The following is a 14,954-nucleotide window of genomic DNA, read 5'->3' as shown; positions in this document are numbered from 1 at the left end:
TCATCTACAGCTATGAGACTCTCTCAGGCTAGAATACTAGCTCTGAGTCACAGCCTCATCAACCGTGTACTCATTCCAGGACTTGATCGGAATCGTCTCCAGCTGCTTCTGCGTGATAGCTCGCGCGAAGAGACGCGCCTGCTTGACCTTTGTAAAGAGTGGGATATTATGATCGATCGCGTGGCGACGCATCGCGTAGTCATCGTCGATATCCTTCATGATATGGCGATCCACGATGTTGATGGCCAGGTCGATCTTGTTCTCCCGGAAGTAGGTCAGAACACTGGGCTCTTGCTGCTCATGTAACTTGTAGAGCCTGGTTGCCTCGATGCCGTTGGTATGCAAGAAGGCTGTGGTCTTCTCTGTCGCGTACAGGGGAATTCCCAGGGTCGCGAACAGGCGCGCACTTTCGAGGAACTTTGCCTTCTTGTCGTCACCACCCAGGCTGATAAAGATGCCCTTCTGCGGTACATGCCCGCCGGTGGCGATGATCGCCTTCAGGTAGGCCTCCTCCAGGTCGTCACCAAAGCAGGCCACCTCGCCAGTGGAAGCCATCTCGACGCGCAGAATGGGGTCTGCCCCGGTCAGGCGCGAGAAGGAGAACTGTGGCGCCTTCACCGCGACGAAGGACGGGCGCGGCATGCTGACGTCAGGAATAGATTCCTGGAAGAGAGCGTCAACGAATAGCTCAATCATGTTGACGCCGGTCACCTTCGAGATGAAGGGGAAGGTACGCGAGGCGCGCAGATTGGCCTCGATGACGTAGACCTCGTTATCCTTGGCCAGAAACTGGATGTTAAAGGGACCCGTGATCTGTAAGGCTTTGGCAATGGCGCGCCCAACCTTCTCGATACGCGCTTTGGTCTCCTCATTGATCGTTTGCGGGGGCAGCACGATGGTTGCATCGCCAGAGTGTACGCCCGCGTTCTCAACATGCTCAGAGATCACGAAGGCTTTGACCTCGCCCCGCTGCGCGACGGCGTCCAGCTCAATCTCCTTGACCTTCTGGAAGAACCTGCTCACGGTCACAGGATACTCACGCGAGACAGCCACGGCCTCGCCTACATAGCGCTCCAACTGCTCCTGATTATAGCAGACGTTCATGGCGCTGCCCGAGAGCACGTAGGAGGGGCGAACCAGGACGGGATAGCCAACACCCTCCACAAAGGAGCGGAGCTCTTCGAGGCTGCTGAATGATGCCCACTCCGGCTGGCGAATCCCCAGGGTATCTAATAGGTGCGAGAAGCGGTTGCGGTTCTCAGCCCCATCGATATTCTCGGCGCTGGTGCCCAGAATCGAGAAGCCGTAGCGATGTAGCGCCTGTACGCGGTTGTTTGGCGTCTGTCCGCCTACTGAGACAATGATGCCATGGGGCGACTCGAACTCGCAGATGTCAGCGATACGCTCGAAGGTCAGTTCTTCAAAGTAGAGGCGATCCGAGGTATCGTAGTCGGTCGAGACAGTCTCAGGATTACAGTTAATCACGATGGACTGCTTCTGGTACTTCTTCAGCGCGTCGACGGCGCTGACCGAGGTCCAGTCAAACTCGACCGAGGAGCCAATGCGATAGGGACCAGATCCCAGTACCACGACACCGCTCTGGCCCAGGGCCTGGATGTCGTTGTGTTGCGCATTGTAGGTCATGTAGAGATAGTTTGTCTCCGAAGGGAACTCGCCCGCCAGAGTATCAATCTGGAGGATTGCAGGCACAATACCGTGCTGCTTACGCAGCTCACGAATCTCCAGCCCTGCCTTGCCAACCATCTGCCCAATGCGCTTATCTGAGATACCCAGTTGCTTCAGGCGGCGCAGCATCTCCGCGGAGAGATCATGTGTCTGGCGCAGGGTCTCCTCATGCGAGAGAATGTTCCAGATGCGCGTCAGGAACCAGTGGTCGATACCTGTGATATCGTGGATCTGCTCAATGGAGTAGCCATGGCGCATGGCAAACGGCAAGGCAAACATGCGTTTATGCGTGGGCTGGTGCAGGAACTGCTGGAGCACCTCTTCCGTCGAGGTATAGCCGGCGAAAGGTTGCTCGGAGGTCGCGCCCTCCAGTTCCAGGTCCAGCATACGAATGGCCTTCTGATAGGCCTCTTCAAAGGTGCGCCCAATACCCATGACCTCGCCTACCGACTTCATGCCGGTACCAATGGTCCAACTAACACCCTTGAACTTCTCCAGGTCCCAGCGTGGAATTTTGACCACGACATAGTCCAGGCTTGGCTCAAAACAGGCCTGGGTGACGCCTGTGACTTTGTTCGTCAGCTCGGTGAGGGAGTAACCCAACGCCAGCTTCGCCGCGACATAAGCCAGGGGATACCCGGTCGCCTTACTCGCCAGGGCGGAACTGCGCGAGAGGCGCGCATTGACCTCGATCACGTAGTACTGCGAAGTTTTGGGATCTAACGCGTACTGTACATTGCACTCACCCACGATGCCCAGGCTACGCACAATCTTGATCGCCGCCGCACGCAGCGTATGATATTCGCTGTTCGTCAGCGTCTGACTGGGAGCGATAACCACCGACTCGCCGGTATGAATGCCCAACGGGTCCATGTTCTCCATATTACAGACGGTGATGCAGTTATCAAAGGCGTCGCGCACGACTTCGTACTCGACCTCTTTAAAGTGATGCAGATACTGCTCAACCAGGACCTGGGGCGCAAACGCCAGCGCGCCATCCACAATCTGGCGCAGTTCATCTTCGCTATGCGCGATACCAGATCCCTGTCCACCCAGAGCATACCCGGCACGGACCATCAGCGGGAAGCCAAGTTCATGCCCGATGCGCAAGGCCTCGTCCAGCGTCTCAGCGACGTGGCTCCGGGGCGTGGAAATATTGATCGAGCGGAGATGTTGCGCGAACTCCTCGCGATCCTCGGTCAGGATAATCGCCGAGACCGGTGTGCCCAGGATCTGCACTCCGTATTTCTCCAGCACACCGCTCTGGTGGAGCACGATACCACAATTGAGCGCGGTCTGGCCGCCAAAGGAGAGCAGAATGCCATCGGGGCGTTCTTTTTCAATGATTTTTTCGACAAAGAATGGCGTCACGGGCAGGAAATACACCTGGTCAGCCATTTGCTTCGAGGTCTGAATGGTTGCGATATTTGGGTTGATGAGGACCGTTGAAATGCCTTCCTCTTGAAGAGCTTTGAGGGCCTGAGAGCCGGAGTAGTCAAACTCTCCGGCCTGCCCAATCTTGAGCGCACCCGCTCCCAACACCAACACTTTCTTTAGCGACTTCACTTAGATCAATGCCCCCTTTGCCTCGTATACCTTCTCCAGGAAGAGATCAAACAGCCACTCGGTATCCATGGGTCCCGGTGTAGACTCGGGATGGAACTGGACCGAGAAGAACGGAAGTGAGCGATGGCGCATGCCTTCATTGGTATTATCATTCGCGTTGATAAACCAGGGTTCAAACCCTTCTGGAACCGTGCCTACGGCGAAACCATGATTCTGCGTGGTGATGTAACAGCGCTTCTCACCAGCAAGCAGGCAAGGCTGATTCTGACTGCGATGGCCAAACTTCAGCTTGTAGGTATCGCCGCCCGCGGCCAGGGCCAGCAACTGGTGTCCCAGACAGATACCCATAATTGGAATTTCGTGCTCCATCGCGGCGCGCAGCGTCTGAATGGTTTTCTCAGCCATTTTGGGGTTGCCTGGACCATTGGAGACCAGGATGCCATCAAATTCGAAGGGCCTGTCGTCCGCGAAGAGAGCGTAATCCCAGGGCACCTCTACTACGCGTACGCCTCGCGCCACCAGGCTGCGAATGATATTGTGCTTGGCGCCACAATCAATAAGGGCGATAGTGGTTTCGCCTGAGCCATACTCACGCACCTCGCTGGTAGAGACACGCGCGACCAGGTTATCGATATAGGGATTATGAAAAGGAATATCTTCATCAAAGATAATCGTTGCCAGCATCGTGCCATGCTTACGAATATGTTGGGTCAGCAGGCGAGTATCCTTTATCTCCAGCGCGGGAATCTTCTCGCGCTTCAGCCATGTGCTCAAATCCATGGTGCTCTCGAAGTGAGAGGGCGTCGGGATATAGTTTGAGACAATCAGCCCGGCCGCGTGGATACGATCACCCTCCCAGCGCTCGGCATCGGGCACGCCATAATTGCCAATAATTGGATATGTCATTGTGAGGATCTCGCCTGTGTACGAGGGATCGGTCAGGGCTTCTGGATAGCCCACCATCCCGGTGCAGAAAACCACCTCACCGGCGGTCGCCTGCTCGTAACCAAAGGAGAGGCCCTCGAAACGCGTTCCATCTTCTAACAACAAGACGCCTTTACGAGTCGTTGCCGAAAACGCCAAACTCTCCTCCACAACATCTTTTAGTAGCTTATTAGCAGTGTCAATTTGCAGCATCATTGGGTATCCTTCCAGAATCTGTGTAACTAGTAAGAGTTCCCACGCTTAGGCCCGGCCCAGAACGAGGGCCAGCAGCGCCATGCGGGTATACAAGCCATTACGAACCTGCGAACGTAGATACACAGCCCTGTGATCTTTATCGACCTCTGTGTCGATTGTACCAATGCGCGGCAGGGGGTCCATCAGGATCATCTCCTGGCTGGCATATTCTGCGAGCAAGGCAGGGGTAACCGTAAAACGTTGTGCGACCATTTCATTATATTCCGTCAGCGAGTCAAAGCGCTCTTTTTGAATACGCGTCCAGTACCAGTACTGGCAATCCCTAGGGATATCTCTCTCGCTCGTGATTTCATGGATAGTAATATTACGGGAGCGGAACATGTTTAGATCTTCGCGATTGAGACGCAGCTTCTCGGGAGAGAGCAAATAGACTGTATTATTCTCGAAGAGCGAAAGACCACGCATCAGGGAGTGTATCGTCCGACTGTTCAGCGCATCACCTGCCATAACGCCTGTCAAATTATCCAGGCGGCCGAAGTGCTCATAGAGTGTATAGAGGTCCAGCATCGTCTGCGTAGGATGCTCGTTGTTGCCATCGCCAGCATTAAGGACCGGGACAAACTCAGCGCTTTCCGCGGCCCGCAACGCGGCCCCCGGGCGGGGATGACGCAGCACAATCGCATCTGAGTAGGCTTCAAACACGCGGATCGTATCCTCAAAGGTCTCACCCTTGTTGACCGAGGAGACCGTCTCAGGATTCTGGATCTCTAGCGTCTGCCCACCCAGGCGCTTCACCGCAGCCGCGAACGACCCGAAGGTACGACTCGAAGGCTCGAAGAAGAGCAGCGATACAAGCTGACCCGCGAGCAACTGGCATGGCTCTTTGCCAAGCACAAGCTGCTTCATATGACCCGCCAGGGCAAAGATCCGGCGCACATCATCGGCACTGAACTGGTCGAACGAGACAATGTCCTTGCCCTTGAAATCTCCATTGATCATCGCTAACGTGTCAGATGTCTTCTCAACAGCAATCTGGCTCATAGATCCCCCTAATAGCTAATGTATGCAGACGTTGTACGCTTCGCGTGTTAAAACACAACCGGTTGATAGGTCATCATTGAAACCTTCTCCGATCGCCAGCCCGGTAAGATGGTCTTCGCCTGGCTCCTCCCCTTCTCTTCCCGTAGCTTATCTCGTCAAGTTGTATTTCTGGGCAAAAAAAATTCCTCACCTCCAAATGAAAGGAGAGAGGAGATAATAGAAAATTTTCCAATGGCGGAATCGACTTCCCAATGGAAATACCAATACCCGGCTACTGTCGCCGTCTGCATTGCTCTCCCCAGTATGTTTGAAGCCATGACGATACCGCACCTTTTCAGTGTAAATGTTTTTGGGAACTGGTCTCAAATTGCTAGAAGTATACCTTCTGATTTCGCAAAAGTCAAGGGAAATAAAGGCTTTTTTTGCCTGCCTCCTGAGACCAGGGAATAGGTCTGGCGCCCCCACGCCAATGCAATGCTCTTCTCCTCACTATGTTCTAATCGACACCTCCTCTCTCTTCTTCAATAAGTAGGAGGAGGTGGTGTGCCTGAGTAGCGCTACTCAGGCACACCACCTCCTCCTCCTAAAAATAGTGCGGCCCGGTGGTCGTCTGCCGATGGCGACCACCGGGCCATAATACTTCTTTCAAAGCGAGCGCCATAGGCGCGAAAAGTCAAGTGAGGAGAAAGTTAGGCAACAGTCACCACAGTCACATCAAAGATGATGGTGGCATTCGCGGGGATAGGGTCACTCCCTTGTGCGCCATATGCCAGGGCCGGGGGAATAATCAGGCGGCGCGTACCACCAGCCTTCATCCCAATCAGACCCTCGTTCCAGCCCTGAATGACCTGAGCCTGTCCAACGTTTTGCAGGTTGAAGAGTTCGCCCTTGCGATCATAGGAGCTGTCAAACTTTTTACCATCCTTTTGCAGCCAGCCCGTATACTCTACATTGACGGTGCTTCCCTTGGTCACTTCTTTCCCTTCGCCCGTCTTTACATCGATATATTGCAATCCATCAGAAAGCTTCACAATTTTGCTGTCATCCACGGGAGGAGGTGTGCTTGGACCCGCGCTTGGCGTAGGAGAGCCACCTGTCGCAGTCATAACGGCGTTTGCAACACCTGTTGCGGTCGCATGCACACTGGCGGTGCTTTTGGCATTCGCGGTTGCCGTCGCGTTCTTATTGGCGGTTGCGACCAACTGGTTATTGTATTGCTGATATTGCAAGACACCAAAAATACCAATGACAATCAACGCAACCGCTACAATCGCGGAGGTCCAGATCCGAATGCGGCGCCGACGGCGCTCCTTGCGATACAAACGCTCTTGCTGGCGCTGGCCTGGGCGGCCCGACGTTGGATTGTTTTCACGACGTATAGTCTGCGACATAACACATTCTCTCCTCGTATTGTGTAGAATAATTGCAGGTTGAGGTTACCATTATTTCATCTATCTGACAAGAGGGAAACACAAGAAAGTACTTATTGATATGAAATTTCACTCCCTCTGGCTCTACCATATTTTTACCTCTACTAACTCTACAATTCATAGCCTCCTTTTCCGAAGTATGCTATAATTAAAAACCACACCCATCAAGTTGTCAGGCTTTGATATCATAAGTACTGCGAACACCTTTTTTAACCTAGCGATACAGGCACACTCATTTTCATCATGACAACAAACGAACAAGAAGAGCTAGCACAGCTCACCACAACTGAATACATTCCCAACGTTCCAGCGCAGGGATATATCCGCTATCCCACCATCTACAAAGACTATATCGTCTTTGTGACTGAGGATGATCTCTGGCTCGTCTCCAGTGAAGGAGGCCGGGCCGAGCGCCTCACCGCGGGACAGGGGCGCGTGAGCCATCCCCATTTCTCGCCAGACGGCAACTGGTTAGCCTTCGTTGGACGCGAAGAGGGGCCGGGCGAGGTCTACGTCATGCCTGCGCTCGGTGGTCCCGCGCGTCGCCTTACCTTCGATGGAGGCACCTGCACCGTCCTTGGCTGGACGCCCGATGGGGGGGCGATTCTCTACGCAAGCAGCACCGGCCAGTTCACGGCAAAATATACCGTCATCTACGCGATCAGCCCGGCTGGCGGCCCGCCCCAGCAACTGCCGGTTGGCATGGCTAACGCCATTTCCTACGGCCCGGAGGGGGGAGTCGTTATTGGGCGCAATATCGAGGAACCTGCCTACTGGAAACGCTATCGAGGCGGGACCGTAGGCCACCTATGGTGCGATACTACAGGTAGCGGCACCTTTCAACGCCTGCTCAATATTCATGGCAACGTCGCCGATCCCTGCTGGGTCGGAAAGCGCATCTACTTCATCTCCGATCATGAAGGGGTAGGCAACATCTACTCATGCACGCCCCTGGGCGAGGAGCTTACGCGCCACACCTTTTTCGACACCTTCTACGCCCGTCACCTCTCCACCGATGGCGAGCGCCTGGTTTTGCAATCGGCCGCCGATCTCTACGTCTTTAATCCAGCGACCAATCAGGTACGCCAGCTCACCGTGACCCTACCAAGTCAGCGCACACAGCTTAGCCGCAAATTTGTGTCTGCCGACCAGTATATCGATACCTTCGCGCTCCACCCCCAGGGACATGCGCTCGCACTTACCACGCGTGGGAAGGCCTTCTGCCTCAGCAATTGGGAGGGGGCCTCCATCCAGTATGGTATCCAGGATGGCGTGCGCTATCGCTTTCTTGAGTGGCTCAATGACGGCTGGCGGCTCGTCGCCATCTGCGATTCCCCTGGACGCGAAACCCTCGTGATTATCGACCCGGCAAGCGATAATGAATACAAGCTCCTGCCCGATATCGAGTTTGGGCGCGTGATTGAGCTTACAGTCTGCCCGGTCGAGAATATTGTGGCTATCACTAATCATCGGCAAGAATTGATTGTAGTTGACCTGGCATCAGGGCAGCATGGAGTTCTCGACCATAGCGAATATGGCCGCATCTATGACCTGGCCTGGTCGCCAGATGGGCGCTGGCTGGCCTATAGCTTTGCCTGCAGTGCCCAGAAACGCGCCATTAAGCTGGGTAACCTGGAAACAGGCGAGACACATTTCGCTACCGAACCTATCCTGGCAGATGTTAGCCCGGCCTTTGATCCCGAAGGACGCTACCTCTACTTCCTGGGCTATCGCGTCTTTAATCCCATCTCGGATAACTTACAGTTTGAGTGGAGCTTTCCACGTGGGGTCCAGCCCTACGCCGTTCCTTTGCGCAAAGATATTCGCTCCCCCTTTGTGACCGAGACCCGACTCACACAAGACCTGCGCCGTCGCCCAGGCTTTGTGCCTGAAGTTGCCCCCGCCGCCAGCGACGACAACAACGGCACCGAACCACAACCAGCTCCGACTACACAGCCTCCTAACACGTCCAATCGCGTGTATATCGACCTGGATGGCATCACCCGTCGCGCCGTGGCCTTCCCCACGGGCGAGGCACGCTATTCAAGTATTCTCGCGATGCGGGGACGCGTGCTCTTCCAGGTCAATCCGCTTACTGGCGCGCTCTCCGAGGGGCAGAGTCGCGGCTGGATTGAGAGCTTTGATATCGAGACCCAGCGCCTGGAACGCATCTTCGATAATGTCAATGAAGCCATGCTTTCCCGCGATCACAATACGCTCATCTATCGCTCGCGCGCTCGCCTGCGCGTGCTACGCAATGCGGAGAAACCCCGCTCGGATAGCGATTTTCCCGGACGTGAAACTGGCTGGATCGATCTGGGGCGCATCAAGGTCTCAGTGCTCCCTGCCGCTGAGTGGAGACAGATGTTTGCCGAAGCCTGGCGCCTCCAACGCGAGCAGTTCTGGACCGAAGATATGTCGGGCGTGGACTGGGAGAGCATCTACCATCGCTATGCTCCGCTGATCGAACGCGTGGGGTCACGCTCGGAGCTTTCTGACCTCATTCATGAGCTACAGGGCGAGCTGGGGACCTCTCACGCCTTTGAATATGGTGGCGAATACCGGCGCGGCCAATACTACCGTCAGGGATCGCTCGGCGTCGATTGGAGTTATGATCCCACGACTGAGCGCTATCGCATCGGGCGCATCATCGAGGGCGATCCTTCCGATGAAGAAGCGACCTCGCCACTCAGTGAGCCGGGGCTTGGTATCGCCGCTGGTGACGCGATCATCGCGGTCAATGGACAACGCGTCGGCCCACGCCTAAGTCCCCAGGAACTACTCGTCAATCAGTCCGGCAACGCGGTCAACCTGATTATTGAACCCGTCGAAGGCAATACCAGGCGTGTTGTGACGGTGAATGCCATCTCACTTGCGACTGAGAGCGCGGCCCGCTATCGCGACTGGGTGGACAGAAATCGGCGGGTGGTCCACGAGAAGTCACGCGGGCTGGTAGGCTATATCCATGTACCCAATATGGGGCCACAGGGCTTCGCTGAGTTCCACCGCGGCTTTCTGGCCGAATATGACTATCCTGCCCTGATTATCGATGTGCGCTGGAATGGCGGCGGCAACGTCTCCAGCCTGCTCCTGGAAAAGCTCTCACGCCGCCGTATTGGCTATAAGTTCTCGCGCTGGGGCAAGCCGATGCCCTACCCGAAGGAGTCACCACGCGGCCCCATGGTCTCTTTGACCAATGAGCACGCCGGCTCCGATGGCGACATTTTTAGCCATAGCTTCAAGCTCCTACAACTGGGTCCCCTGATCGGGACGCGTACCTGGGGCGGAGTTGTAGGCTATACGCTCAATCACCAACTCGTCGACGGCACCACAACAACACAGCCCGAGTTTGCCAACTGGTTCGCCGATGTCGGCTGGGATATTGAGAACTATGGCACCGAACCCGATATCGAGGTGGATATCGCACCTCAAGACTATATGAATGACACCGATCCCCAACTGGAGAGGGCCATTACCGAGGCCGTGCGCCTGGCACACGAGGCCAAGACGCTGGAACCCACGCCGGGGAAACGCCCCTATCGTGGCTGGGTCAACAAGCCCGATGATAGCGGTACCGATATCGAAAGCGCCTCCCAATAAGCAAGAAAGAGCGAGAGGCGCGGCATGTCTGCCGCGCCTCTCGCTCTTTCTTGCTTAATATTCTTGCTTAATGTCATGCGTTACGCCGATATACACACGCTCCCTGTACCCATGTCTGCGCAATGACCTCAGAGGATGCGCCAAAGAAGAGCGTATCCAGCAGGTCCTCCTCGCTCCAGCCTCGCATCTGCCGATGTTCCAGGTCGATAGCCACAAAGTCAGCCGCCTGGTCGGGAGCGATCTCGCCAGCCTGTATTGCCAGGGCGGCGGTCCCACGTCGCGTGCCATAGTCCAGCAAGAGCGGTCCGGGAGCCGCTAGCTCATCCGCGACGAGCACGCGTCGGCGCTGATAACGCATGCGCGCGCTATACTCGGCCCAGCGCAGCTCCTCCAGAGGGTCCAGGCGCGTGTTGCTATCCGAACCAATGGTCAGGGGAATCTCGCGCGCACGCAGGTCTTCATAGGGGGCGATTCCATCCCCCAGGTCGCCCTCGGTCGTTGGGCAGACACAGACCGTGCTGCCATACTGGGCCAGGATATCGAGCTCGTGCTCGGTGGCATGGGTGGCATGAACGATCGTCGTTCGAGGCGAGAGGGCTTCGTAGCGCTCTAAAAGCTCGATTGGGCGACAGCCATGAGCGGTGCGACATTGCTCGATCTCAGCCACCTGTTCGTCAGCATGTACATGTAACGGCAAGTTATGCTCACGACTATACGCAGCAATGGCGCGAAACCATTCCCCCGGCACGGCCCGGACCGAGTGGGGCGCGACTCCAACCTGGTATCCCTGCTGGCGTAGCGCTTCAACGCGCGCCAGGTATTGCTCTATCGTGGCGTCACAGAAGCGCTGTTGCCCCGCCTCCAATGCCTGCTGAAAGCCGCCACGTGCATAGGCGGTCATTAAGAGTACCACGCGTAGCCCTGTGTCTTTCCCCGCTTGTAGGATTGCTTCAGACATGGCATTCGGGCGATCATAGGGCCTGCCATCAACCTGGTGATGCACATAGTGGAACTCGCCGACACTGGTATAGCCCGCCGCTAGCATCTCGCTGTATGTCTGGCACGCCTCCTCATAGAGGAGTTCTGGCGTCAGGCGCTGGGCCTCGGCATACATGGCACGCCTCCAGGTCCAGAACGTATCCTGCCGTGAGAGCGGGCGATGCGTATGACCACGCAACTGGCGCTGAAATACATGGCTATGCACATTCACAAAACCGGGCAGGAGAAGCATCTGGGGTAGCGGCTCGATCTGCTCATGTGTGACCGCCTGTGAACTATCAATAATTCCCGTGATCAAACCAGCATCATCAATGGCGATGAGCTTATTTTTCTGCAACCCCTCATGGGTATAGACATAGGCTGGCGCCAGGTATTTCATCACGTTGGCATTCCTCAATTCGCATAGGTCTTGGTGCAATGTTCTAGCAGTACTCATGACAGGAGACGCTAGCTGCTAGCGCTCACTGAACGACGATTCCCGCCTGTCCCATTCTACCATGCCTGGCGAGACCAGGGGACCGGCATCCCCAATCAAATGAAATGCCGCCCAGAAGTAGGGATGCGCCCGGTAGGAACGCTCTGAGGCGCGCATTTGCGTGATAAAATCGCGCTGAGCCTGCGCCAGGGCACTTACCTTGCGCTCACCACGCAAGAGCACCCGATAAAAGAGTTCCATCAGTTCGGCGCTGCTGGCATCCTCAACCTTCCAGAAGGTGGGCAGGAGCGAGGCGGCGCCCGCATACAGAAAGCCACGCCCCAACCCGATGACTTCGTCAACACCCCCAATCACGGCGCGGCCAGTCTCACAGGCGCTAAGAACCACAAGCGAGCAGGAGGAGAGATCGAGGTTGAAGGCCTCAATCGTGCTCAACTGGCGATCAGCCAGGCGAATAGAGGAGAAATTGGGTGCGTCTAGGCGGAAGAGGCCGTGCGCGGCGATATGCACCAGGGGACTCTTAGCCCCACGCTGCTGCAAGAGCGTTGTGGTCGCCTGCTCATGTACCGCTGGCTGCGTCCCCAACAATTGCGCAACAACCTCAGCCTCATGCACAGCCTGGGGGAGCCAGCCATTCTCTGAGAAGCCCAATACCAGGGCCCTGGTAAGGACCTCGGGGCGCATTTGTGTGTTCAGCCCCCGCTGTCGACAAACATCCCAGAGCGAGACCGAGGGGAGGTATGATACCTCAACGCGCTCCACAACAAAACGCTCGCCGTCCAGGAGGGCGTGAAAGGGGAGATAATGCAACATACCGTAGGGCACCACCACGAGGTGACGACAGGCACTGAGCGCCCCCTCTACGGGGCGTAAGAGGATATCATAGAGCCGCTGCAACAAGCCCAGGCAATTCTCTTGCAACTCCTCGCACACACTCGCCTGCTCTGGTGTGCCCACAGTGCGAGCCACGAGGTCAAAGTTGGTGCGTAACAATGCCAGGAGGCGCTCCAGGCGCGTGACAGCATCCGGAAGGCACCTGACGACAATCCCTTCGCGCGTGAGACAAAAAATGTAGAGGTCCTGCCCTGCCAGGTAGTATTCCAGGATCAGCGTTTGCGAATGTATTTTTGGTCCCAACTGCGTGACGAGCGAGTTCGTCCACTGCTTTTGCGGCTGCGCGATGACATCGCTCATCGAGCGCAACTGCACCTGTTCGAGCAGGTGCTCAATGCGGCGCTCGCGTTGCAACATTTCTTTACGAGCCTGGGCGGGATCGATGCTCTGTATGCGACGTATTGCGGTATCACTAAGATTAACATCGCCCTCGGTACCATAGACAATCGAGCTATACCAGGCCTGCTCTTCGCGTAAGCGCTCCAGGTCTTCGAGTTGCCCCCCACTCAGGCGGTCCCTTGCTGTAAACTTGATATCAATGTTGTTGCGCAAGTAATCACCCAGGGCGCGCGACTTGGCCTTCTCAACATACGTCAGTGCTCTGGGGACATCTCGCCCCTGCAAGGCCAGCAGCATCGCACGCCTGTAGAGCTCGCCCTTCCCCTCCAAAAAGCTTACGCGCTCCTCCAGCACCAGGCGACTCTGCACCTCGTCAATCCCCTGAATGGCGCGATCATAGTATTGCATGGCCTGGTCAATAGCACCATGTAGCTCAGCGAGGTGTCCCAGGAGATCATAGCAGAGATACTGGAGTTCCAGCATCTCCTGAGCCATAGCGATATCCAGGGCATAATGGCTTAAACGTTCGGCCGTGTCGAGTTGGCGCTCGGCCTCGGCGATATAGGCCTGCAATAACATCGACCACGCCAGGTTAGGCAAATCCTCTTGATCCGCGAAGACGTCCGCGACATACTCCACCTCGCGCAGGCTCTTTTCCAGCTCTCCATTGGCGTAATAGAGGTCAGCCCGGCGCAAACGCGCCATGGCCGACAGGCGCACAAAGCCACCCTCAGCCAGCAAATCACTTGCTTCGCGCAGCAACTCGTCGGCCTCATGGTGGCGCCGCATCAGGATCGCGGCACTGGCCTGGCGCATCAAGGCTCGCGCCAAGTTATCACGTTGCGCCGAAGTGGCGCGAAAAAAGGCCACGACCTCGGCCGCCAGTTCGTAGGCTTCGCGAGAACGGTTTAAGCGCAACAAGCAGACGCACATCTGGTGTGTGGCTTCGGCCCGCGATTCGAGCATCTGGTGGCGCTCAAAGGTCTCCCGGCACTGGTTGTAGAGCAGCAATGCCTGGCTATAGTGACCCTGGGCCGCGTAAATCTCGGCGATGTTGAGATCCTCACGCGCAAGCGAGATCTCCTCGCTCGGACCGTAGCGCTCAAAGGTCTCCCGTGCCTGCTTATGCATCTCGACGGCCTCGCGAAAGCGACCCTGCGCGGCCAGGGCCAGGGCTTTATTACCGCGCGCGCGGGCGATATACAGCTCAACATCCTCGTTACACATTTGATAGGTTTCAATCGCGCGGTCAAATGAGCGCAGGGCTGCTTCATACTGGCCCAGCTCAAAGTTGATAATGGCGGCATTCACATCTATCTGACCCGCCCGCACCAGCTTGCCATACCGCACAAAGATATCACGCGCCGCGGCTACATCACGAAGCGCCTCCGTCATGCGGTTGAGATGCAGGCAGGCATTAATACGCCCGATGCGCGTCCGCGCCCAACTTACCTCGTCGCCCAGCGCGAGAAAGTCCTCTCCCGCCGCGTCGAGAAAAGGCAATGCTTCTTGATCGCGCTCCATACGGCGCAGTGCATCGCCACGCGCCCAAAGACCTAGCGCGTGGTAATAGCTATCTTTGGTAAGGTCACCTATGAGCAGGAGGTAGCCAGAGAGCCGAAACGAGAGCTTAACGTTACTGTTCCAATAACGATCCGCTTCACGTTTCAGGCGATGGACCAGCGTATTGAGTTCCGCGGCTGTGAGATGAGGAACGTAGAGATGTAGTAATTTCGGCCCTTGCTCCTCGCTCGCCTTCAGCAGTGTCGCAGCAAGTTCCTGAGCAGTCATAGCTTGTATTTTTACACAATCCTTTGGTAGAA

7 protein-coding genes are annotated in these 14,954 nt (G+C 56.3%); 1 reads left to right on the top strand and 6 read right to left on the bottom strand.

The window, feature by feature from the left end; translation table 11 throughout:
* Positions 1 to 36 precede the first annotated feature (36 nt).
* The 4 genes from carB to JMJ16_RS30855 form a co-directional block, all read right to left on the bottom strand.
* Entirely contained in the window at positions 37 to 3,252 is a 3,216-nt protein-coding gene (gene carB, locus JMJ16_RS30870; RefSeq protein WP_201387846.1) for a carbamoyl-phosphate synthase (glutamine-hydrolyzing) large subunit, read from the bottom strand.
* Entirely contained in the window at positions 3,253 to 4,392 is a 1,140-nt protein-coding gene (gene carA, locus JMJ16_RS30865) for a glutamine-hydrolyzing carbamoyl-phosphate synthase small subunit (RefSeq protein WP_201387844.1), read from the bottom strand.
* A 45-nt stretch (positions 4,393 to 4,437) separates the two neighbouring features.
* Positions 4,438 to 5,433: an aspartate carbamoyltransferase gene (pyrB, locus tag JMJ16_RS30860; protein WP_201387842.1), complete on the bottom strand. Its 996-nt coding sequence runs from the start codon at positions 5,431 to 5,433 to the stop codon at positions 4,438 to 4,440.
* Positions 5,434 to 6,122: 689 nt separating this feature from the next.
* Positions 6,123 to 6,824, bottom strand: a complete 702-nt coding sequence (locus JMJ16_RS30855) for an FKBP-type peptidyl-prolyl cis-trans isomerase (RefSeq protein WP_201387840.1) — start codon at positions 6,822 to 6,824, stop codon at positions 6,123 to 6,125.
* 282 nt (positions 6,825 to 7,106) lie between these two features.
* Between JMJ16_RS30855 and JMJ16_RS30850 the strand changes: the two genes are divergently transcribed.
* Entirely contained in the window at positions 7,107 to 10,463 is a 3,357-nt protein-coding gene (locus JMJ16_RS30850) for a S41 family peptidase (RefSeq protein WP_201387838.1), read from the top strand.
* A gap of 73 nt (positions 10,464 to 10,536) precedes the next feature.
* On the opposite strand, the gene JMJ16_RS30845 is transcribed toward JMJ16_RS30850, so the two are convergent.
* Together JMJ16_RS30845 and JMJ16_RS30840 are read right to left on the bottom strand one after the other, a co-directional pair.
* A complete protein-coding gene (locus JMJ16_RS30845) occupies positions 10,537 to 11,841 on the bottom strand; it encodes a formimidoylglutamate deiminase (protein WP_201387836.1) in 1,305 nt (434 codons plus the stop codon).
* A gap of 75 nt (positions 11,842 to 11,916) precedes the next feature.
* Entirely contained in the window at positions 11,917 to 14,922 is a 3,006-nt protein-coding gene (locus tag JMJ16_RS30840; RefSeq protein ID WP_201387834.1) for a CHAT domain-containing protein, read from the bottom strand.
* Positions 14,923 to 14,954: the final 32 nt, after the last annotated feature.

The sequence above is a fragment of the Ktedonobacter sp. SOSP1-52 genome, assembly GCF_016587395.1.
Note: the sequence above shows the minus strand (reverse complement) of the source record. Positions and strands in the feature narration are given on the sequence as shown.

Coding starts and splice junctions, on each gene's coding strand:
- carA (WP_201387844.1), bottom strand. CDS start 4,392: ATGATGCTGCAAATTGACACTGCTAATAAGCTACTAAAAGATGTTGTG.
- pyrB (WP_201387842.1), bottom strand. CDS start 5,433: ATGAGCCAGATTGCTGTTGAGAAGACATCTGACACGTTAGCGATGATC.
- JMJ16_RS30855 (WP_201387840.1), bottom strand. CDS start 6,824: ATGTCGCAGACTATACGTCGTGAAAACAATCCAACGTCGGGCCGCCCA.
- JMJ16_RS30850 (WP_201387838.1), top strand. CDS start 7,107: ATGACAACAAACGAACAAGAAGAGCTAGCACAGCTCACCACAACTGAA.
- JMJ16_RS30845 (WP_201387836.1), bottom strand. CDS start 11,841: ATGAAATACCTGGCGCCAGCCTATGTCTATACCCATGAGGGGTTGCAG.
- JMJ16_RS30840 (WP_201387834.1), bottom strand. CDS start 14,922: ATGACTGCTCAGGAACTTGCTGCGACACTGCTGAAGGCGAGCGAGGAG.